General features: G+C 62.9%; 19 protein-coding genes. 5 read left to right on the top strand and 14 right to left on the bottom strand.

The annotated features are described in order from the left end of the window. The 6 genes from BH683_RS02120 to BH683_RS02095 form a co-directional block, all read right to left on the bottom strand. Entirely contained in the window at positions 1-1,005 is a 1,005-nt protein-coding gene (locus BH683_RS02120) for an MlaD family protein (protein WP_084834615.1), read from the bottom strand. Beyond that, positions 990-2,000 carry an MlaD family protein gene (locus BH683_RS02115; protein WP_084834614.1) on the bottom strand — a complete coding sequence of 337 codons (1,011 nt, stop codon included), beginning with the start codon at positions 1,998-2,000 and terminating at the stop codon, positions 990-992. Before BH683_RS02115 ends, BH683_RS02120 begins: the two co-directional genes overlap by 16 nt. Then, positions 1,997-3,079: an MlaD family protein gene (locus BH683_RS02110; RefSeq protein ID WP_084834613.1), complete on the bottom strand. Its 1,083-nt coding sequence runs from the start codon at positions 3,077-3,079 to the stop codon at positions 1,997-1,999. Before BH683_RS02110 ends, BH683_RS02115 begins: the two co-directional genes overlap by 4 nt. A 4-nt stretch (positions 3,080-3,083) precedes the next feature. Then, a complete protein-coding gene (locus BH683_RS02105) occupies positions 3,084-3,866 on the bottom strand; it encodes an ABC transporter permease (protein WP_246833149.1) in 783 nt (260 codons plus the stop codon). A gap of 86 nt (positions 3,867-3,952) precedes the next feature. After that, entirely contained in the window at positions 3,953-4,762 is an 810-nt protein-coding gene (locus BH683_RS02100) for an ABC transporter permease (RefSeq protein WP_246833148.1), read from the bottom strand. A gap of 216 nt (positions 4,763-4,978) precedes the next feature. Then, positions 4,979-6,367 carry an aldehyde dehydrogenase family protein gene (locus BH683_RS02095; RefSeq protein ID WP_084834611.1) on the bottom strand — a complete coding sequence of 463 codons (1,389 nt, stop codon included), beginning with the start codon at positions 6,365-6,367 and terminating at the stop codon, positions 4,979-4,981. 188 nt (positions 6,368-6,555) lie between these two features. On the opposite strand from BH683_RS02095, the gene BH683_RS02090 reads away from it, so the two are divergent. Next, complete coding sequence (locus tag BH683_RS02090; RefSeq protein ID WP_084834610.1) at positions 6,556-7,371, top strand: enoyl-CoA hydratase-related protein; 816 nt, start codon at positions 6,556-6,558, stop codon at positions 7,369-7,371. An 8-nt stretch (positions 7,372-7,379) separates the two neighbouring features. On the opposite strand, the gene BH683_RS02085 is transcribed toward BH683_RS02090, so the two are convergent. From BH683_RS02085 to BH683_RS02075, 3 genes are all read right to left on the bottom strand, one after another. Continuing rightward, on the bottom strand, positions 7,380-8,666 hold the full coding sequence (locus BH683_RS02085) for a TetR/AcrR family transcriptional regulator (protein WP_084834609.1): 1,287 nt from the start codon (positions 8,664-8,666) through the stop codon (positions 7,380-7,382). 39 nt (positions 8,667-8,705) lie between these two features. After that, positions 8,706-9,524 (bottom strand): alpha/beta hydrolase, encoded by an 819-nt coding sequence (locus BH683_RS02080; RefSeq protein WP_084834608.1) that lies wholly within the window; start codon positions 9,522-9,524, stop codon positions 8,706-8,708. A gap of 76 nt (positions 9,525-9,600) precedes the next feature. Beyond that, positions 9,601-10,293, bottom strand: a complete 693-nt coding sequence (locus BH683_RS02075) for a nitroreductase (RefSeq protein ID WP_084834607.1) — start codon at positions 10,291-10,293, stop codon at positions 9,601-9,603. 198 nt (positions 10,294-10,491) lie between these two features. Between BH683_RS02075 and BH683_RS02070 the strand changes: the two genes are divergently transcribed. The 4 genes from BH683_RS02070 (at position 10,492) to BH683_RS02055 (ending at position 16,994) form a co-directional block, all read left to right on the top strand. Then, positions 10,492-11,811 (top strand): oxygenase MpaB family protein, encoded by a 1,320-nt coding sequence (locus BH683_RS02070; protein ID WP_084834606.1) that lies wholly within the window; start codon positions 10,492-10,494, stop codon positions 11,809-11,811. Further along, positions 11,808-12,959, top strand: a complete 1,152-nt coding sequence (locus BH683_RS02065) for a CaiB/BaiF CoA-transferase family protein (protein WP_084834605.1) — start codon at positions 11,808-11,810, stop codon at positions 12,957-12,959. Before BH683_RS02070 ends, BH683_RS02065 begins: the two co-directional genes overlap by 4 nt. A 126-nt stretch (positions 12,960-13,085) precedes the next feature. Then, positions 13,086-15,110 carry an NAD(P)/FAD-dependent oxidoreductase gene (locus tag BH683_RS02060; protein WP_084834604.1) on the top strand — a complete coding sequence of 675 codons (2,025 nt, stop codon included), beginning with the start codon at positions 13,086-13,088 and terminating at the stop codon, positions 15,108-15,110. 33 nt (positions 15,111-15,143) lie between these two features. Then, positions 15,144-16,994, top strand: coding sequence for an AMP-dependent synthetase/ligase (locus tag BH683_RS02055; RefSeq protein WP_084834603.1), 1,851 nt, complete (start codon positions 15,144-15,146; stop codon positions 16,992-16,994). Positions 16,995-17,078: 84 nt separating this feature from the next. Here the strand turns inward: BH683_RS02055 and BH683_RS02050 are convergent, their stop codons facing one another. From BH683_RS02050 to BH683_RS02030, 5 genes are all read right to left on the bottom strand, one after another. Then, positions 17,079-18,224: an acyl-CoA dehydrogenase family protein gene (locus tag BH683_RS02050; RefSeq protein WP_084834602.1), complete on the bottom strand. Its 1,146-nt coding sequence runs from the start codon at positions 18,222-18,224 to the stop codon at positions 17,079-17,081. Continuing rightward, complete coding sequence (locus BH683_RS02045) at positions 18,221-19,384, bottom strand: acyl-CoA dehydrogenase family protein (protein ID WP_094647189.1); 1,164 nt, start codon at positions 19,382-19,384, stop codon at positions 18,221-18,223. Before BH683_RS02045 ends, BH683_RS02050 begins: the two co-directional genes overlap by 4 nt. A 174-nt stretch (positions 19,385-19,558) precedes the next feature. Next, positions 19,559-19,900 (bottom strand): DUF1801 domain-containing protein, encoded by a 342-nt coding sequence (locus BH683_RS02040; RefSeq protein WP_084834601.1) that lies wholly within the window; start codon positions 19,898-19,900, stop codon positions 19,559-19,561. A gap of 55 nt (positions 19,901-19,955) precedes the next feature. After that, positions 19,956-21,035 carry a redox-regulated ATPase YchF gene (gene ychF, locus BH683_RS02035; protein ID WP_084834625.1) on the bottom strand — a complete coding sequence of 360 codons (1,080 nt, stop codon included), beginning with the start codon at positions 21,033-21,035 and terminating at the stop codon, positions 19,956-19,958. A gap of 79 nt (positions 21,036-21,114) precedes the next feature. Continuing rightward, complete coding sequence (locus BH683_RS02030; protein ID WP_094647187.1) at positions 21,115-22,341, bottom strand: AI-2E family transporter; 1,227 nt, start codon at positions 22,339-22,341, stop codon at positions 21,115-21,117. Positions 22,342-22,401 lie beyond the last annotated feature (60 nt).

The following is a 22,401-nucleotide window of genomic DNA, read 5'->3' as shown; positions in this document are numbered from 1 at the left end:
TCAGCACTCCCGCCCCGGAATCGGTACACACACTTGCGATGTCCAGAGGTTTCCGCCACCGAACTGCTTCATCCCGTCTGGGCCGAGCCACTGTGCCAATTGTCCGCGTAACGACTGCAGATTGTCGATCGCCGGTCCCAGGTTCTGCTGGATGTCGGCGACCGTTGACTTCAGGCCCTCGACATGAGTCCGGACGAGGTCGGAGTTCTCAAGAAAGAACTTCATGAACGGCGTCAATTTGGACAGGACATTTCCGAGCAACAGATACGCGTAGTTGAACCCCGCGGCATTGTTCAGATAGGTGTTCACCACCGTGTCGATCTTGGTGATCAGCTCGAATACGAACTGGCGGTTCGCTTCGAAGGTGTGCAGATACTCGCGAGCGAGGGCGGCTATCTGATCGACCTGACCGCGTTGCCGCTCGAACACTCCCGTGATGCTGTTCAGCCCGTCGACAATGGACGTCAGCGAGGTTGAGTTGCCGTTCAGCGCATCGGCTACCTGGTCCAGGTTCGCCTGCACGGTCTGTGCGTCGACCTCCTCGGTCACGGTCGGTGCACTCTGCAGCACGTCACCGATCGAGTAGGGGACGCTGACGCGTTCGGTGGGGATGAGAACATCCGACTTCTGCTGCGCGCCGCGCGGGACCAGGCTGATCGCATACCCACCCACCGGCGTCAGCATCCGCACCTCGATCCGGGATTGATCCCCCACGAAGGTCGTATCGTCTACTCGCGCAGACACCCTCACGGTGTTCGGTTCCATCGTGATGTCCGAGACGGTGCCGATGCTGATACCCGCTACGCGCACATCCTGACCCACTGTGATGGCCGAGGCGTCGGTTGTCTCGAAGGTGATCGTCTTCTGATTCGGGGGGCGCATGTACAGCAGGCCGAAAGCGATCAGCACGATCACCGCGACAGCCACGACCGTCACTCCGACGACCACGTCATTGGACCAGATCGACCGCAGACCCCGGCGCGATGTATTCACTTGGCGTTGCACAGGACCACCTCATTTCCGGCCAGCAGGACGCCCACATCGGTGGGCAGAGCCGCGACCCCGTTGCTGCATGTGGTCGGCGTCCGCGACGTTGCTGCCGGCAGCTTCAATCCGGCGAGGGCGCCGGGTAGTAGCCGTAGCGACCCGGCGGCCTCTTCGAGCGAGTGGAATGCGTTCTTCAGGAAGACGTTGACGTCCAGGTCCTCCGAGATGCCGAGGGCGACGAGCAGTCGCTCCACGGGCTCCACCAGCGCCGGTCCGGTCGACGCCGTCTTGGGGAACTCGTCGAGGACCGTCATCGCATTGCTCATGGGAATGTTCACGGCCTCCAAGAATCCGACCACCGCTTCGGAGCGGCCGCCCATCACGTCCGAGATCCGGCTCATGTTCGAGATCAACGTCGAGATCACCTGCTGACGATCCTGCGCGAACTCGGCGAGCTTCTGAGTGCTGTCGAGCATCGGTCCGAGGCCTCCACCGTCACCCTGTAAAAGGGAGATCGCATTCTCGGTGAACGCATTGATCTCATTGGTGTTCATCGTCGAGAGCACCGGTTGCAACCCGTTGAAGAGCTCGGTGATGTCGTAGGACGGGTTCGTCGACCGGGTCGACAGGTGCGACACCCTGGGGCCGGAGGCCTCACCCAGGTCCACATCGATGTACCGGACGCCAGTGAGATTCTGATACTTGATCGACAAGGTGGACGAATCCGTCAGCTGCAGATCGTTTTCCAGAGAGAACTCGACCTTGGCCACTGCTCCCTCCGGCGATTGCTCCAGCTCGACGTCCGAGACCTTTCCGATCCGCAACCCGTTCATCCGGACGTCACCGTTCTCCCGCAACCCGGAGGCGTCAGTGAAGTCCGCGCTGTAGCCGCGGGTCTCCGCGTCCACGGGGTTGCGCATGGCGTTGATGACCAGGATGAACAGGAACACGGTCACCGCCCCCACAGCCACCAGCTTCACGGCGATGAGCACAACGCCATTACGTGAGATCATCGATTCCCTCCGCCACTTGTGATCGCACCTGATCTAGTCAGTGGGCCGGCCAGCCCCGGCAGATCGTCCAATACGATTCGCAACTGCAATGTCTTCTGCTCCTGCGTCCCGGTGAATGCCGATTCCACCTGTGTCACAGCGGTAATCAACTTGTCGATGGTTGCGCCCGAGCCGATGATGGCCGGCAGTGGGTCGGACAACGACTTGAGCAACTGAGTGAGAGGGGTCAGCTCGGAATCGTGCGAGGCGAGCAGTGCACCCGCCTTGCCGAACAGGTCACTGGCTGCCAACTCGAGAGCCTGATCGGTCTCGTCCATGAAGGCATCGTCGACACCGATAGAGCCATCGGGACGCCGGTTGTATGCACTGTCGTAGATCGAGTACAACGCGCCGGCAGCCTCGCGACTGAACGCGGGGAACTCGGCAAGCACATCGTTCATCCGATTCATCAGCACACTCGGCAACTCACGTTGCGCTCGAGCCACCGAGTCGGCCACCACGATGCCGGTTCGGATCAGCGGAGCCAGTCCGTCCGCGTACTGGACGACCTTGTCCAAACTGGAGATCATCGACTCGGTCAGCGTTCCGTCGATCACGAGAGAACCCTGCTCGAGCATCGTCGACATCGTGAAATCGGGTGCAGCCGAACGCCTGATCACCTGGCCATCAACCACAGGAATACCGTCGCCGGCCTCGGCGAGATTCACCGCAGTGATTCCGAAATAGTTCTCGGGCCGGAAGTCGACCTCGACGTCGTCGGTGATCAGTGACGCACTCGCGCTCTGCAATACCACTGCGATCGTGACCGAGTCGGCATTCTCTGCCGACACCTCGGTCACCTCACCCACCTCGGCTCCGTGAAGCAGCACCTTGGTTCCGGGCTCGACACCCGGGCCGAGTGCAGGCACCACGAACTGGACCCGCGTACCGGATGGGGCCGTCACGGTGGGATACACCCACGCTCCGATCAGCACTGCGATGATCACCGCCACTATTGCGATGGCTCCGGCAATGCCGAGCGAATGCTGCTGTCGGCGGGAATCTCCGCGGACAAAATCCTGGAATGAATAAACAGCCATGTCCTCAGCCCTTGAACGGGAGGTCTGGATTGAGACCCCAGATCGCCACGGTCATCAAGAAGTTCAACACCACGATGGCGACCAGACTGGCCCGGATCGCCCGTCCTGAGGCGGCGCCGACCCCGGCCGGACCACCGCTCGCGAAATAGCCGTAGTAGCAGTGGATCAACGTGACAACCGCACAGAAAACCAATGCCTTTGCCACCGAGGCGAAGAGGTCTGGCACGCTGACGAACTGGGCAAAGTAGTGATCGTATGTCCCGCCGGGCTGATCGTGGAACAGCTTGATGATCAGACCACCCGTTATGAAACTGACGACAATTGCCATCAGATAGCCGGGCAGCACCACCAGCATCCCGCCGATCAACCTGGTCCCCACCACAAACGGGATGGCCTGTAGGCCCATTGCCTCGGTGGCGTCGATTTCTTCGGAGATCCGCATGGCGCCGATTTCGGCGGTCATCCGGCAACCTGCCTGCGCCGCGAACCCGATGCCGGTGATGATCGGCGCTATGACGCGGATGTTGCCGAACGAGCCGATGATTCCGGTCAGGGCACCGAAGCCGAGCAGGTCGAAGGCCATGAAGGCCTGGATCGCGACCACCGCGCCGACGGCCGTGCCCAGGAAGAACATCAGACTGATGACGCCGCCGTCGACGATCAGTGAGCCACTTCCCCAGGCCATGTCGTTCATGGTCTTCGAGGTCTGTTTCCGATAGTGCCGGACTGTTTTGGGGAGCAGCGTCAGCGTCTTCCAGGTGAAGATCACGATTTGGCCGAACTCCATGGTGGCGTTTCGGATGCTGCGTTGCGCGGCGCCCAGGGCGCGGCCGGGTACACGGGTGAAAGCCTGCATTGTCATTGTCATCGCCTTTACGCCAGCTGCGCCGGGAAGAACATGGTCTGCAATTGGCTGACCAGCAAGTTGGTCATGAATATGCAGAACACACTGAGGACCACGGACGCATTGACGGCGTTGGCGACACCTTTCGGGCCGCCTTTCGCCTCGAGTCCGCGCAAGCTGGCGATCACGACGACGATGACCGCGAAGATGAGCGTCTTGAGCACCGAGAAAATCAGATCCACGGGTGTCGCAAAAGCCCCGAATGACTGCCAGAAGCTGGCCGGCACAACGCCGTTGACGTTCGCGGAAATCGTCAGGCCCGCACCGACGCCGGCGGCGATGATCATGATGCACAGGGCCGGCGAGATGGCCACCATGGCGATGAACCGCGGGACAACCAGGCGTTGGACAGGATTGATACCCATCACCCGCATCGCTTCGATTTCTTCCCGGATCGCCCGGGCGCCCAGGTCGGAAGCGATTGCCGACGCCGCGGCACCACTCATGAGCAGTCCGGCAGCCATCGGGGCACCTTGCCCCACCACGCCCAGTCCACTCGCCGCACCGGCCAGCGAGTTCGCACCGACCTGATCCATGACGCCACCGACCTGCACCGAGACCTCCGCACCGATCGGCACCGCCATGAGCAGGGCCGGCAGAGCGGTCACCTTGAACAGCTTCCACATCTGTTCGAGGACCTCTTGTACGGGCAATCGCAGTCGGACCGTGTCGACCACCGCAAAGCGGACGATCTCGCCGGTCAGACGAGCCGACCGGCCGATGGTCCCGAAACTCCGGATCACCCGATCGGTGAACACCCCACGCACTCGCTTGGCGATTGCGGAAGGCCACTGACCTGAGCGACTCCCCTGCGCAGGTGTCCCCTCGTGACCAGGCTGCGCCGGCCTCGCTTCTGGCAATGTCGAAAGCGTCATCGCTGCAGTCCCCAATCCGGACCTGTTGCGGCACCGGTCATCTGATGCGAGAAGATCTCCCACCCCTTTGGTCGTTTCGAACGATTGGATCCCCCGACCCATTCATGCGATACCACGCATTCACCCCATGGATCGGCGCAGGATCTTCTCCATCAGGCGGCCGTAGGGTGGGTACGTGGCATCCAGGTCTGGGCGACTCGGCTTACGGAGAACCGCCTTCTGGTGGCTGAACGTGTCGAATCCGTGTTTGCCGTGATAGTTGCCGATACCGGATTGACCCACTCCACCGAAGGGCAGTTCCGGCACCAGAAGTTGATAGAGCAGGTGGTTGACCACCACCGAACCGGAGGATGTCTGATCCAGCACCTGCCGTTCGACATCCTGCGACTCGGTGAAGAGATACAGGGCCAACGGTTTCGGCCTCGAACTGACGAACTCGATCGCCGCGGCCAGGTTCTCCACAGACACAACCGGAAGTATCGGGCCGAAGATCTCCTCCTGCATGAGCGGGGAGTCCACGTCCGGGTCGGTGACCAGAGCGGGGCTGATCTCGAGCTTGTCGACATCGACGGTACCGCCTGACCGGTGGCCCCCGTGAGTGCGCAACAGACCGCTCAGTCTATCGAGGTGCTGCCGGTTCACGATGTGTGTCGTGTCGGCGGCGGCTGCCCTCGGCAGTTCCTCCAGAAGGCGGTCGACCAGCTGAGGCCGAACCGACTCCTCGACGAGAACGTAGTCGGGCGCCGTGCAGGTCTGTCCTGCATTGATCGCCTTCGCCCAGGCGATGCGGCGGGCCGCGACAGCGAGATCCGCGTCGCGGGCGACGATGACAGGGCTCTTGCCACCGAGTTCGAGCGTGACGGGCGTCAGATGTTGCGCGCAGGCACCCATCACCAGTTTCCCGACGGTGGTCGACCCGGTGAAGAACACATGGTCGAACGGGATCTCGAGAAGTTGCTTGCCCACCTCGACATCACCGACGATCACCCGGACCGCTTCCGGGTCTAGGTAGTCCGACAGCCGTTCGGCCAGGACCGCGGCCGTGGCACCCGAGATCTCCGACGGCTTGATCACCGCTGCATTGCCGGCGGCCAGCGCGCTGACCAATGGCTGCAAGGTGAGCAGAAGCGGGAAGTTCCACGCACCCATGATCAGCACCACGCCCTTCGGCTCAGGTGTAGACCAGGCCTTTCCTGGCATGGTGGACGTGCTCATCCGGACCGAGACCGGCTTGATCCAGCGTGGCAGCGATGCCAGGGTGTGCCGCACCTCGTGCCGAACCGGACCGATGTCCGCCATGAACGTGGCGATCGCACTGCGTCCCAGGTCCGCCGACACCGCGGCTGCGAGCTCCTCTTCGTTCTCGTCGATGAAGCGCAGCAGGCCCTCGAGTTGCGCTCTACGCCACGACAGCGACTTGGTCCGTCCGGTGGTGAAGGCGTTGCGTGCGCAGTCCACCTCATCGTGAACCGACGGTGAGATCTGTAGGGCCGATGGCGCGATGGTCATTCTGTTGCTCCTCGTAGAGGCGGGACGGGGCGCGAGAATCGTTCAGCAAGCATCCTGCTCGCCGCATTCGGATCAGGCATGTCGTGGACCATACGCTGTGTTCAGACGTGATGTCAATCACTTCGGGCCACTCGGCTTAAACCTAAAGACATTATGTTCATACAGCCTAAACAGACTACGATGTCAATATGAGCGAATGGGAAAACTGTTCAGTGAGCGCTGTTCTCGAGGTTCGGCAGTCCGATTCATTACGCTGGTTACAGTTGGCAAGACCCACAGCATTGAACGCGTTCGACGAGGCTCTTCAAACGGAACTACGGATCGCGATCGACATCGCAGCGGCTGACCCGGCGGTGCGCTGCGTAGTAATAGGTGGCACCGGAAGAGCTTTTTCTGCCGGCGCCGACATCGATCTCGACTGCATCGCGGATGACGTCCGACTCGCTCCGAGGACCGAGGAAGAGTTGCGCATGCGCTACAACCCCATCATCGGCGCACTCCGCCGGATGCCCAAGCCGGTCGTCGCAGCTGTCAACGGGCCTGCCGTAGGTGCCGGTTGTTCGCTTGCACTCGCCTGCGACCAGGTCATAGCGAGCCGATCCGCCTCGTTCACGATGGGATTCGCGAAAGTCGGATTGACGCTGGACGCCGGCGCCTCCCTTCTTCTGGGCGCACGCATCGGACTCGGACGTGCGGCACGAATGGCGTTCACGGCCGAGCCGGTGGACGCGGACACCGCGCTGGCATGGGGCATGGTCGATGAGGTGGTCGATGACGACCGACTCGACCATCGGGTCATCGAACTCGCCACGGTGCTCGCCGCCGGTCCGACGCGTGCGTTCGCTGCCATCAAGCAGGGTTTGAACGTTGCGCTACTCCCGACCTTCGATGCCGTCCTCGAGTACGAGGTGCGGGCCCAGACCCAGCTGGTCGACTCCGCCGACTTCCGAGAAGGTGTGGACGCATTCGCGGGCCGGCGCAAGCCCGGCTTCACCGGGCGCTGAACCCGCGGTCAGGGTCGGCCGTATATGGCTGCTGACAACAACTGTGCGAGCATGGATTTCACCTTCGCGAAGTCTTCGAGATGCGACTCTCCCGCCAGCGACCCCGCGACCGTGCGTTCGACCATCCAGAGCAACGTGGCCGCGAACTGCGGGGCCGGGGGTCCGGGGGTCGCGAGCCCGCATTCACGATCGGTCTCGATGATCGACTGCAGGTGTCCGGCGAGACCTCCCATCGCAGCCAGGTACTGCACCCGCAACTCGGGGCGACGAGGCCACTCGTGCACGGCATTCCTTATGACAGACGTGGTCATCTCGTCCAGATCCAGCCAACCCCGCAATGCCGTCGACACCAGCGCAACATCGCCTCGTCTGGCGTGCGCGATCTCGGACATGCTCGCCACCATCCGTTCGGCAGCTTCTCGGAAGAGGGCCGTAAAGGCGTCATCGCGGTTTCGGAAATAGAAGTAGAACGATGCGCGCGACACCGAAGCGCACTCGATGATCTTCGCGACGCTGAGGTCCGCCAACGGGTGGACCAGTAGCAGCTCTCGCATCGCATCCAGGATCGCCTGCGCCGTCTCGGATCGAGACTCACGCTGGAGAACCGCGGTCCTGACCCGCTCGTTCACCTCACGAGTACCGATCAGCACGGCCGGCGGGGCTGGGCGGCCTCCGTAGATGGCGATGTCGTTGAGTGCCACGAGCGATTCGACCGCGTCACCGACGGTCGGAAGTCTGGGATCGAGGCCACGCGAACCCACATAGAGGGCCCGCTCGACGCCACCGATCAGCATGGCCGCCACCATGTCTGCAGGCGGGCCGGCCGACGCGCGTCCGGCGACCCGCTCGTGCTCGATCTGTTCACTCACCGCCGCCTGGAACCGCTGGTAGGTGGGTTGCCACGCCCTCGCGACGGCGGGCTCGCCGTGCATGTGCTCTACCACGGCGCAGATGACCGGACCATGCACCGACCAGAGCCGGAGGGTCTGCTCGAGGCTCGCGCCCATCGTTCTGGCGCGCCCCCGGCCCGGCGATCTGTCCCACGGTGCATCTTGCCCGTACACCTGGTCGAACAGCCTCGATGTCATCGCGACGAGAACCTGATGTTTGTTGGCGAAGTAGTGGTAGAAATTCGCGCGGGACAACCCCCCGCGCTCGAGGATCTGAGCGACCGTCAGGTCCTGTAGCGTCGTCTCGCTCAGTAGTTCCTCTGTCGCTTCGAACACCGCCAATTCCGCGGCAGTCGTGCCATCGAAGTCACGAGGCCGTTGCCTCGTGAAGGCCCCCTCGCTCATCAGGCCACCCTACGCGCTGTCTGAACACCATGTCCAGGGTTAGCGCGCAGACCCCGTCGCACCAAGTGCTCGCAGTAGGGCGTCGTCGAACTGATCCGCCATCTCGAGCATCGGGTAATGGCCACAATCCAATTCGGTCAACTGGCTGCCGATCTCAGCGCTGAGCCAGCGTGCTCCTCGCACCGACAAGGCCGGATCGGCCACCCCGATGATCTGACTCACCGTTGTCGCCAAACCGTTCAGCACATGAACCTGATCTGTGCACAGCAAAGTCTGCATGGCGGCAATTCCCGCCCAGCTGGGGGTCTGCAGCGAGATACGATGGAGCCAGTCGAGAATCTCCGGTGCCGGTGGTGATTTGAACGGGTCTGCAACCGCGCTGCGCCGCGAGTTGATCCGGTCGCCTTTCTCGCCGTTGATGATCCGCGGGAGCGGGACGTCGGCCGGCATCCCGAAGGGAAAGCTCTCGGTACGTGATGCAGACACACCGTTGGACGCGACCAGGACCACCGAGCTGACCCGATCCGGCGACATGGACGCCATCCGAAGTGCCACCATTCCGCCGAGAGACCACCCGACGAGATCGGCACGTTCGACATCGAATGCATCCAACACCGCGAATGCATCTCGACTCAGCTGCTCGATGCCATAACCATCGAGTGGCGCGTCTGATTTTCCGTGCCCCCGCATGTCCATGGCCAGCACGCGGCGGTTCGACTCGGCAAGAACCCTGATCTGCCGATCCCAGACCTCAGAACTCAGACTCCACCCGTGGATCAGCAGAACCGGATCCCCGTCCCCCACGATCTGCACGTTGACGCGCAGTCCCCCAGGAATATCCACCAGATGTTCGGACATGTCGATCTCCGTTTCCGAGCCGGCGCACCGCAGGTGCGTCCCGTATGAACGTGCGAAACAAGCAGCCGACCGACGGTCAGCGGATGAAGGTGGCCACCTCGGCGGTGCTCTGGCGCCCGGTGCGATAAGAATTGACCGGATCGCCGAGGTCCGGGTAGCCGAACGAGATCCCCAGCAGGACCTGGCGCTCCGCGGGGATGTCGAAGAACTCACGGATCGTTGGCGCCTGCGCGGCGAGAGCAGCCTGGGGCACCGTGGCGATACCCATGCTGTGCGCCGCCAGCAAGAAGTTGCTCACGAACAACCCACAATCCACCGCGCCGTACGGTCCGAGATTCTTCTCCGTCGTGATCATCGCGACGTGTGGAGCACCGAAGAAATCAAAGTTCTTCAGCATCTGCTTGCCCGATGCCACGCGGTCACCTTTGGCGATCCCCAGACTCTCGTACAGCTGCCATCCACTCTCCCGACGCCTGTCTTGGTAGACGCCCTCGTACTCGACCGGGAAGTCGATGTCGGGTTCCTGGGTCAGCTGCTGTGAAATACGCTCGGCGATGGCTTGTCTGAGCTGTTCGGTGGCGAATCCCTCGGTGATGTGCACGTGCCATGGTTGTGTGTTGCACCAGGATGGCGTTCGTCGGGCGATCTGCAGGATGTCTTCGATGTCGGAGCGGGGCACCTGCTTCCGATCAAAGGACCGGCAACTCCATCGCCCTTCGACCAGGTCGCGCAGAACTGCCGTCGAGTCACCCGCTTCCGACCGGTCCATATCTGCGACGCGGGCGTCGATTCCCGAACTCCGTGACATCTCAACCTTCTTTCCCTTTGAGCGGGCGTGGCCGCCTCCCCGTACACAGCCCTCCCGATGTTCTATACACAGAGTGTAGACATAGTGTTCAGTCGCGGTCTACCATCGCTGTAACGGCCATCACACAATGCAGGCAGAGGCCCGCAGAGGGAGTGCCCCATGACCATCACCGAACCCACAATCGGGCGAACCGCAGTCACCGGAGATCTCGATGTACCCAGCGGACTTCCCCGGGGAATCGATCTGGGACGAATCGCAAATCGCGACAAAGCAATTGCCATGTACGGACGTGAGTTCGTCACCACACTGACCGACCACGCACTACTCGCCGACGACTACGCATACCGCGCCATGCTCGAGTTCAAGGACAAGTCGAATGCCTCCAATTGGCGCACCTTCGACGTCGCGCTCGAGCAGGGTATCGACGCGGTCGACGAACCGGGACCTGCGATGGTCGACTTCTTCAGGCAACTCGATCGTGTTCCGGAATGGGTTGATCACGATCAGCTCTATCGAGGTGCAGTTGCGTTCTGGCGCGCAGGACCGATTGTTCCGCCGATCCTGGCCTGGGCGACGATCGCGGGCGGTTTCTCGATGTTCAGCGCAACTCGACCCGTCTTGTTCAGCGGCCGCCTGCGTAAACCCGACAAGGTCGGCACCCGCCTCATCGAGAGTTTTCGGTACGTCGTCGCCGCGTATACGCCCGGTGGGATGAATCGTTTCGAAGAAGGCTTCCGCCTCACCGCCAAAGTGCGGATGATCCACGCTGCGGTGCGGCACAGCCTCAATCAGTCCGATGCCTGGGACTGGGAGAACTGGGGCATCCCCATCAACAATCTCGACAGCATGGAGACGCAGGCCGGGCAATTCGGCGTGAAGTTCGTCGATGCCGTACAGAGCTCGGGCGTCCGCTTCTCCGACCGGGAGCTCGAAGACATCTTCGCACTCAGCCGCTACGTCGGTTATGTCATCGGGGTCCCGGAGGAAATCCTGCACACGGATCCGGACGATGCCAGAAAGAAGTCCGACCTGCACACCCTCATCGAGCAGCCACCAGACCAGCTCTGCCGTGACGTGGTGCACTCGGTCATCAAGTACAGCGTCGAGAACCCTCCCGGCGACGTCGAGGTGCTGCCCGCCCCCATAGCCAAGTTCATGACCACCGAACGTCGACTGTCACTCGCTTACGGCATGCTGCATTCTTGGATTCCGGCTGATGTCATGGAGGCACTCGAGGCCGAGCGCACGCCGTGGCGGGCAGTCCTTCCCACGATCCGGCCACTCCTGGCCGCGACCGATCGCATCGGCCGCCTTCTGCCGCACGACGACGAGAAGAAGGCATTCGCCATGTTGCGCCAGTTCAACGACGCAATCGCCATTCCGGAGTCGGAGAAGGCGCGAGCGGTCGCGGTACCCGACGAAGTCCATGCCGACATCGCCGCGAACAAGGGCGGCATGCCGACGGTGGCACGCCGTTGACCAGCACCCCCACACCTCCGCTCGCCGGCGTCCGGATCGTTGAACTCGCGGGCATCGGCCCCGGACCGTTTGCGGGCATGCTCCTCGCCGATCTGGGCGCGGAGGTGATCTGCGTCGATCGCCCCGGAGGGAATCCCTGGGCGGTCGGCGGGCACGGCATCATGTTCCGCAGCCGCCGACATCTGGCGGTGGACCTGAAGGCACCGCAGGGCGCCGAGATCGTGCGACGGCTGTGCGCCGGATCCGACGGCATCATCGAGACGTTCCGTCCCGGGGTTGCCGAGCGGCTCGGTGTCGGTCCGGATGACTGCCTCGCCATCAATCCGAATCTGGTCTATGGGCGGATGACCGGGTGGGGTCAGCACGGCCCCATGGCATCCATGCCAGGTCACGACATCAACTACATCGCACTCACGGGGGCGCTGCATGCGATCGGCAGGAAGGGCGCTCCGCCGACACCCCCGCTCAATCTCGTGGGTGATTTCGGCGGGGGCGGAATGCTTCTCGGAATCGGGATGCTCGCCGGGCTGTTGTCGGTCCGCGGTGGCGGCGGTGGACGTGTCGTCGATGCAGCAATGATCGATGGCGTCTCGGCTCTGATGGCGATGTTCCACTCGCTCCGTGCCGAAGGCAGTTTCACCGAGGCACGCGGGACCCACCTTCTGGACACCGGCGCGTTCTTCTACGACGTCTATCAGACGAAAGACGGACACTGGGTCAGCATCGGTGCCATCGAGACGGCCTTCTGGCATGAGCTGTGCGACCTGCTCGAACTTCCGCAGAACGTGCGGGACAATCAGTTCGACCAGTCCCGGTGGGATGAGTTCCGAACCATCGTCGCAGCCCGGATCGCCCAGTTCACCCGCAGCGAGCTGGACACGCTGTTCGAGGGGCGGAACACCTGCTACGCACCGGCTCTGACGATGGCCGAGGCGATCGAGCATCCGCACCACACCGCGCGTGGCACCTTTGTCGATGTCGAGGGGGTCGTGCAACCGGCACCGGCACCGCGATTCGACGGCGCACCTCCCACCAGGCCGACGCCGCGACGCTCCCCGGGCGCCGATAGTCGAAACATCCTGTCCGAGGCCGGTTTCGACGCCGATGACATCGACGAGTTGGTCAGCCAGGGCGTCGTCGAGACGTGACAAGCCGTCGTGGCATAACGGTGGTTGCTCGGATTGGGCCGGGCAACCACCGTTTGCGTTGTGCTGGAACCATTCTCCAAAATATTGTGATTGACGCCACGTCTGGACAGACTGTATGGTCAAAGAATGTCCCCGACTCATCCTGAAGCACAACCTGCGCCGAGCGACAATCCTCGCGGAAGCTTCGTTCCGTCCAGAGACTTCACCGACGTCGACCTGGATCGCGCGCTCAGCGACGCCAATCTTCCCTACCTGTTGGGTTCACTGGCGCTGCTCACGGGCAACGATCGGTGGATCTCTGCGCCTTTTCTGCCCAGCGCACCGAAAGATCTGGGCAACAACGATTCCGGCGGGTTCGACGAGGAGACCGGCCGGGCGATCCGGTTGGCCGCGAGCGCAATCCTGCGGGACTGGCGTGATGGGTCGACGGACTTCCCCGCGGCACCACCCACCCCGGAACGACTGACCCACATCCTCTCGGTGATGCTCTCCGATCGAATCCCCTCCGACTACGGAACGCTGCTCGGAGAAGAAATGGGCATCTATGCCCGGCACACCGCGCCGGCCGCGCCGGTGGATCCAGAGTTCCGGGTGATCATCATCGGAGCCGGCATCTCCGGTCTGGCGATGGCCGTGCGCCTCGAACAATCCGGAATCGACTATCTGCTCGTCGACAAGAACGATGCAGCGGGTGGTACCTGGCACGAAAATGTCTATCCCGGTTGCGGCGTGGACACGCCGAGCTACCTGTACTCCTTGTCCTTCGACCCCAAGCCAGACTGGTCCAGTCATTTTGCGCCACAGTCGGAACTCGCCGAATACTGGAACGCTCTCGCCCGAAAGCACAACGTGCTGGCACACACCAGGTTCGGCACAGAGGTGAGTACGGCCACGTACGACGAGGACGCGTTCGTGTGGAACGTGACCGTCCGCGCCGCCGACGGGTCGGGGAACGAAGAGACTCTCACCGCCAACGCTGTGGTCAGCGCGGTCGGTTTGCTCAATCAGCCGAGCATCCCAGACCTTCCGGGACTGGCGGATTTCGGGGGGCCTGCGCTGCACACCGCCCGGTGGGATCAAAACCTGGACCTGACCGGCAAACGTGTCGCGGTCATCGGGACGGGTGCCAGTTCCATGCAATTCGTCCCCGCGGTCAGCGAGATCGCCGACGAGGTCCGGGTGTTCCAACGCACACCGCAATGGTCGATGCCGCATCCGTTGAAAGGCAAGGCCGTCGACGACTCGACCCACTTTCTCAACAGCCATGTCCCCTACTACCTCGCCTGGCACCGCGCAGCACTCTTCTGGAGGATGGGCGACAAGGTGTGGCGACTGCTACAGGTGGATCCCGAGTACCCGCACCTCGGTCGCGCGGTGAACAAGGCCAACGACCGCCTCCGCGCCGGGCTCACCGCCTTCATCGAGCACGAACTCGACGGTCGGCCGGACCTGCTGGCGAAAGCGCTCCCCGACTATCCCCCGTACGGCAAGCGCCTGCTGATCGACGCCGACTGGTTCAAGACGCTGCGTCGTGAGAATGTCGACCTCATCACCGACGGAGTGGAACAGATCACCGCCGACGGGGTGCGAACGACTGACGGAAACCACTACGCCGCCGATGTTCTCGTGTTGGCAACCGGGTTCAAGGCTGTCGATGTCCTGGCGTCACTCGAAGTCCGGGGCCGCGCAGGCAGGACACTTCAAGAGGTGTGGGGCGAGGGCGACGGCCGGGCCTATCTGGGCATCACGGTGCCGGGCTTCCCCAACTTCTTCTGTCTGTACGGTCCCAACACGAACACCGGACACGGCGGGACCGTGATCGCCGGCACCGAGATGCAGGTACAACATGTATCTGCGCTGCTTGCCGCGATGATCGACGACGACGTGGCCGAGATCGAGGTACGCACTGACATCCACGACCAGTACAACTCCGAGCTGGACAAGGCTCTTGCGCACACTGTCTGGGACTTCGGCGGCACCAGCACCTACTACCGGAACAAACGCGGACGCATCGTCACCAACAGTCCATGGAAGTACATCGACTACTGGAAGCGGGTACACGAACCACGGCTCGATGAGTTCCGGCTCACCAGTCGGCGCCCGGTGGCGCAGACTTCCAGCGCACCGGCCGGTCACGCCGACCAGATCTGATCACCGCTCATTCGCCCGAGAGACGAGGTCCTCATGTCAGACACCATCGAAACACCCATCCCTGCATCACCTTCCGCAGCCCCCGGGGTCGGGGAACCCACGCTGCCCGCGGCGTTCCAGGCAACCGCCGCCGCGCGTGGTGATCAGATCGCCCTGATCGAGTTCGGCGACGACCGCACGCTGACCTGGGCCGAGTACGCCGCCGCCGTCGAAGAAATCGCCACGGGTCTGTACGACATCGGAGTCCGACACGGAGACACCGTAGCCCTCATGTTGTCGAACAGCCCAGAGTTCCACCTGGTGGACACCGCCGTGCAGCACTTGGGCGCCACACCCTTCTCGATCTATCTGACGTCGGCACCCGAACAGATCAGCTATCTGTTCGACAACGCCGACAACAAGGTGCTGGTCGCCGAGAGCCGGTTCCTCGACGTCATCTCCCGCACCGACACTCCCGGCCTAGACACCGTTGTCGTAGTGGACGCGCTGCCGGTGCAGACCACGACTCCTGCGGCAGCGCAGAACATCCTCACACTGGACGACGTGCGTGGTCGCCGAAGTGCCGGCTTCGACTTCGAACAGTCCTGGCGGTCGGTGCGGACATCGGACTTGGCCACCCTGATCTACACCTCGGGCACCACGGGCGCACCAAAAGGGGTGGAGCTGACCCACGCCAACCTGATGTTCGTGATGCACACATGCAACCAACGGTTCCCGTTCGACGAGGATGGCGCGGCGATCTCCTACCTGCCGACAGCGCACGCTGCTGATCGCGTGTTCTCGCACTACCTCTCGACCGTGACCGGGTGGCCGATCACCACGGTGGCGGACGCCGGCTCGGTGTTCGGTGCCGTCGCACAAGCTCGCCCGTCGTGGTTCCTCGGAGTTCCGCGGGTGTGGGAAAAGCTCAGGGCGGCGCTCCTTGCACGGTTCAACGGCATGCCCGACGCGCAGCGAGTAGGCGTGCTGGGCGCGCTCGACGCGGCGAACGAACGAGTGCAACTGCAACAACGCCGCGAGGTGGTCCCTGCTGACCTGGAGGTGGCCGCGACGCGAGCTGAGTCTGCGATCTTCGGACCACTACGCGCTCAGTTGGGCCTGGACCGCGTCTCGCTGCTCATGACCGGCGCTGCACCGATCGCGCCGGCCGTCCACGAGTTCTTCCTTGCTCTCGGGATGCCGCTGCAAGAAGGTTTCGGTATGTCGGAGACCGGGGCTTTGGGCTTCACCAACATCCCGTCCGACATCCGAGTCGGCAAAGTGGGTCTGGCCCAGCCAGGCACGGAGGCCAAGCTCGCAGCGGACGGCGAACTCTTGCTGCGCGGACCGCACGTGATGCGGGGCTACCGCAAGGATCCCCAACGAACCGCCGAAGCCATCGATTCTGAGGGATGGCTCTACACCGGAGACATCGCGACCATCGACCCCGACGGTTGGGTCAGCATCGTCGATCGGAAGAAGGAGCTGATCATCAACGCGGCGGGCAAGAACATGTCGCCGGTCAACATCGAGAGCAAGCTCAAGAGTGCCACGCCACTCATCGGTCAGGTCTGCGTCATCGGCGACGGTCGACCGTACAACGTCGCGCTGATCGTTCTCGACCCCGATTCCGCGCGCACTTTCGCCACCGAGCACGGTCTCCCCGACGCCTCGCTCGCGGCACTAGTCGATGATCCCAGTGTAAAAGAAGCGGTCGATACTGCTGTGGCACAGGCCAATGCACAACTGTCCCGCGTAGAGCAGATCAAAACCTACCGATTGCTCGACGCGGAATGGCTACCCGACTCCGAGGAGCTCACGCCGACGATGAAACTCAAACGCCGGGGCATCGGCACCAAGTACCAGGATGTCATTGAAGACATTTACGCATCCTCATCGAGGTGACGCCTCTTCTTTAGATCCCCGATTCACAGCGAAAGCCCCAGATGTCCGGGATTCCGGTATCTGGGGCTTTTCGCGTATGAGCTGTCAGAGACCGAGGGACCGTCCGACGATCTCACGCATGATCTCGTTGGTGCCGCCGTAGATGCGTTGCACCCTGGCATCGCGCCAACGCCGCGACACCTCGAACTCGTCCATGTAGCCGTAGCCACCGAACAGCTGCAGGCAGCGGTCGAGTGCCTCGAATTCCAACTCCGTGGTCCAGAACTTCGCGCCCGCCGCGTCCGCCGGCGACAAGTCACCCGCGTTGTGAACCTCGATGCACCGGTCGACGAAGACCCGCGCGATCGACACCTTGGTCGACAACTCAGCCAGTGCGAACTTGTTTGCCTGGAAGCTTCCGATCGGTTTTCCGAAAGCCGTTCGCTCCTTGCCGTATTCGACCGCGAGATCGACGGCGTACTCTGCGCTGGCGACCGCGACCACCGACATGGACAGTCGCTCCTGGGCAAGGTTCTTCATCATGTAATGCAGTCCCTCGCCGGGCGTGCCGAGAACATTGCCGCTGCTGACGTGCACATCGTTGAAGAACAGCTCGGCGGTGTCCTGGGCCTTGCGGCCTACTTTGTCCAGTTTCCGGCCCCGTTCGAATCCGTCTTGACCAGCTTCGACGACGAACAGACCGAAGCCACCTCCGTCCTCGTCCGGGATCCGGGCTGCGACGATGACCAGGTCTGCCTGGATCCCGCTCGTGATGAAGATCTTCGAACCCGACAGGCGCCAACCGTCCCCCACCCGCCGCGCGGTGGTCTTGATCGCCCGCAGGTCGGATCCGGTGCCCGGTTCACTCATGGCGATCGCGATCACGCTGTCGCCCTTCACGATGCCCGGAACCCACCGCTGCTGCTGCTCGGCGTCGGCGATGTCGAGAAAGTAGGGCAGGACGATGTCGTTGGTGAGTGAGAAGCCATCTCCGACGGTACCGGTCCGGACCACTTCCTCGTTCAACACCGCGTTGAACCTGAAGTCGCGCAACCCTGCTCCGCCCAAGGCCTCGGGTGCGCTGAAGGCGACGAGACCCTGGGTCGCCGCCAGCTTCCAGAACGACCGATCCACCATCCCCTCGGCCTCCCAGCGGGCGGTGTGGGGCACCGCCTCCTTTTCCAGAAAACCTCGAACCGAATCCCGGAACGCTTCGTGTTCGGGCTCGAAGAGGGTGCGATCGAAGCTCACAGGCCCATTCCCTTCCCGATGATCTCGCGCATGATCTCACTCGTTCCGCCGTAGATGCGCTGTACGCGGGCGTCGACGAAGGCGCGAGCGATGGGGTACTCGGTCATGAACCCATAGCCGCCGAACATCTGCAGACACTGATCGGTGACGCGTCCTTGGATCTCGGTCGCTGCAAGCTTCGCCATCGCGGCGCGGTCTGCGGTGAGCGCACCGGCCACGTGCGCCCGCAGGCAGCTACGGACAAAGGTGTCGAGCATCTCCACTTCGGTGAGTGCCCCTGCGAGAGTGAATCTGGTGTTCTGAAAAGACCCGATCGCTTTCCCGAAAGCCTGGCGTTCGCGAACGTACTCCGCGGCGAGTTCTACCGCGCGTCGAGCCGACGCCGCACTCGCGATCGCGATCGTCAACCGCTCCTGGGCCAGATTCGACACCAGGGCCTTGAAACCGCCGCCCAACTCCCCCAGCAGATTCGTCGCCGGGACCCGGGCGTTGTCGAAGAAGAGTTCCGCGGTGTCCTGACCATGCATCCCGATCTTGTCGAGATTGCGGCCGCGAGAGAATCCGGGGGTGTCTCGCTCGACCACCAGCAGCGACAGCCCGCCGTGTCGCGAGCCGGATTCCGTACGCGCGGCAACGATCACCACATCGGCGTTGACGCCGTTCGAGATGAACGTCTTCGCGCCGTTGAGGACGAAGTGATCACCGTCGGCAACGGCAGTCGTCGCGATGCCGGCCAGGTCCGAACCGGTGCCGGGCTCGGTCATCGCTATCGCGGCGATCAGTTCCCCCGAGGCCAGACCCGGCAGCCAGCGCCGCTTCTGGTCGTCGCTTGCGTACCTCTGGAAATAGGGGATGCAGATGTCGTTGTGCAGGTTGATACCGAAGGACACGGCTCCGGTAGCAGCGATCTCTTCGGCGATCACCGCATTGAACCGGAAATCCTCGACCCCTCCGCCGCCGAACTCCTCACCGATCTCCATACCGAGGAAGCCGTGAGACCCGGCTTCCTCGAACAGCGTTCGGGGCAGGATGCCTTGCTTCTCCCACTCCAGGTAGTCGGGGACGACCCGGGATTCGAGAAACGAGCGAAAGCTGGCACGGAAGTCCTCGTGCTCGTCTTCATATACAGATTCTGGGATAGAGCTGATCATGGTGGTCATCGCCACACCATACTCTTCGTCTATACACTGTGTATAGACCGTGATCGAAACCTCGGGTGACGTTGACCCGGCAGCGCAAACCCACCAGTTCTGGTCAAAATCAAGGGTCTATGCCCCGTGGGTTTGACCAGAACTGGTGGGTGTGCTGGATTGAACTGGTGCGGTCGAGACCGGCTATCCCCGATTCAGTGCCACCGCGCTCTGCACCAACGCGACGAAAGCATCGGCGTCGAGCGCATCTGTCTCGTTGATGTCGATCGCACGCCGAACACCGGCACCGAGACTGGCGTTGAACAGCTTCGCCGGGTCCGGGAGGGACGCGCCCTTGGCAAATGTCACCTTGATCTTGTCTCTGTACGTCTCGACTGTGCAGACGAGACCGTCGAGTGAAAACGTCGGCACGCCATCGGGGTTGGAGGGCTTACGCCACTTCACTTCTTCGACGACGTCGGGCTCAGCCCGCATGATCAGTGACCGCACTTCACCGACCCTGGATTCCCGCCAATCGTTACCCATGCGATCACAATAACGGATGTCAGGTTGGGTGAACCCGGTTGCTTCAAACCGTCGTTTACACGTTGAAGCGGAACTCCACGACATCTCCGTCAGCCATGACGTAGTCCTTACCTTCCATCCGCACTTTGCCTGCAGCTTTCGCGGCGGCCATCGAACCGGCGGCGTCGAGGTCGGCGAATGACACGATCTCGGCTTTGATGAAGCCCTTTTCGAAGTCGGTGTGGATGACGCCGGCGGCCTTGGGAGCGGTGTCGCCCTTGTGAATCGTCCAGGCGCGCGACTCTTTTGGTCCAGCGGTCAAGTATGTCTGCAGACCCAGGGTGTGAAAACCGGCGCGGGCCAGCGAATGCAGACCGGGCTCGTCCTGACCGATCGAGTCGAGCAATTCCTGGGCGTCCTCCGCATCGAGTTCGAGAAGTTCGCTCTCGACCTTGGCATCGAGGAACACCGCATCTGCCGGAGCCACCAGTTCTTTGAGCTTTGCGATCCGCTCGGGGTCGGTCAGCACCGACTCGTCGGCGTTGAACACGTAGAGGAACGGCTTGGTGGTCATCAGGTGCAGCTCGCGCAGTTTCCCGAAGTCCAGCTTGTCCTTCTGCGAGAACAGCGTCTTGCCCTCGTTGAGGATCTTCTGCGCTTCTTGAACAGCGGCCACGACCTCGACGAGGCCCTTGTCCTTGCGCGCATCCTTCTCGAGCCGCGGCAGCGCCTTCTCGATGGTCTGCATATCGGCGAGAATCAACTCGGTCTCGATCACCTCGATGTCGGAGACCGGATCGACGCGACCGTCGACGTGCACCACGTCATCGTCGGCGAACACCCGCACAACCTGACAGATGGCCTCGGCCTCGCGGATGTTGGCGAGGAACTGGTTGCCCATCCCCTCCCCCTCGGAGGCGCCCTTGACGATGCCAGCGATGTCGACGAACGAGACCGTGGCGGGCAGGATGCGCTCGCTGGAGTGGATTTCAGCCAGTCTCGCCAACCGGGAATCGGGCAGCTCCACCACACCGACGTTGGGCTCGATGGTGGCGAACGGGTAGTTCGCAGCCAGCACATCGTTGCGGGTCAGCGCATTGAACAGGGTGGATTTGCCAACGTTGGGCAATCCGACGATTCCGAGGGTAAGACTCACGGGTGACCAGTCTAGTTGCCGGTCGAAGTCTCTTCGCGCGCCGCCGCCGGAACAGATGCACCAAGTGCTTTTGTTCGGGTCAGGCCTGCTCGGGTCTGGCGACGCCGTCGTCGGGGACGACGAGGTCGTCGTCCTCGTCGTCGGCCACCACCTTCTCCCCCGCCCTGATCGCGATCTGTTCGTTCAGATACCGCAGGATCACCGCGACCACGGCGGCCACCGGCACTGCGAGGAATGCGCCGATGATGCCGAACAGAGTGCCGCCGCCGGTCACCGCGAGCAACACGATCGCTGCGTGCAGGTTCATCGACCGCGACTGGAGCCATGGCTGCAGCACGTTGCCCTCGAGCTGTTGCACCGCGACGATGATGCCGAGCACGATCAGCGCCGTCCAGGGACCGTTGCCCACGAGCGCCACCAGAACGGCGAGGGCTCCGGCGACGAACGCGCCCACGATCGGGATGAAACCGCCGAAGAACGTGATGATGGCGAGCGCATAGGCAAGGGGCACACCGAGTATCACGAGTCCGAGCCCGATGAGCACTGCATCGATGGCGCTCACCAGTGCCTGGGTGCGGATGAAGCCACCGAGAGTCGACCAGATCCTGGTGAGCACCTCGGCCAGGTGCTCGGCGGCAGGCGCCCCGCTGGTGCGACGCAACCACGGGACGAACCTCGGGCCGTCTTTGAGGAAGAAGAACGTCAGGAACAAGACGGTGAAGAGCGTGATCAGCACGGAGGTCGCAGCCGTGACACCGGTGAACACTCCCGATGCGATGGTGGCGCTGGAATCCTGGATCCGGCTGGTGATCGCGTTGACCGCATTGTCGAGTTGATCGTCGCTGAAGTTGAACGGCGGGCCGTGCAGCCAGTCCTGGATCTTCACGACACCGTCGGTGGCCTGAGAGGCCAGATCCCCTGACTGGTCGACCACCGACGGTGCGATCGCACCCATGATCCCGGCGACCACCCCGACTGCGAGCAGCAAGACCACGGCAGACGCTGCCGCAGCGTTCATGCCTTTGCGCCGGAGCCAGCCCACCGGCGGCCACAGCACCGTGCACACGATGATGGCGAGGAGGATGGGCAGCAAGACGACCCAGGTCTTGCCGATGATCCACGCCAGCACCCAGGCACCGCCGGCGATGAGGATCAGGCGCAGGCTGTGCTTGGCGAGCCACTGGGTGCCTTGCCCGATCACGAAACCCCGGTTCGGGGTCAGCGTGGCGGGCGAACTCGACACCACGTCCTTGTCGTCCGCCCCCGCCGCACCCTTGAGTGGTTCCCCCGACGATGTTTTTGCCATTGGTTGATGTTCACACACCCGGAGGACGTTCGACGCCCCGGACGTCATCGGCCCTGCAGA

It is taken from the genome of Williamsia sp. 1138, assembly GCF_002095435.2.
GTDB lineage: Bacteria > Actinomycetota > Actinomycetes > Mycobacteriales > Mycobacteriaceae > Williamsia.
Note: the sequence above shows the minus strand (reverse complement) of the source record. Positions and strands in the feature narration are given on the sequence as shown.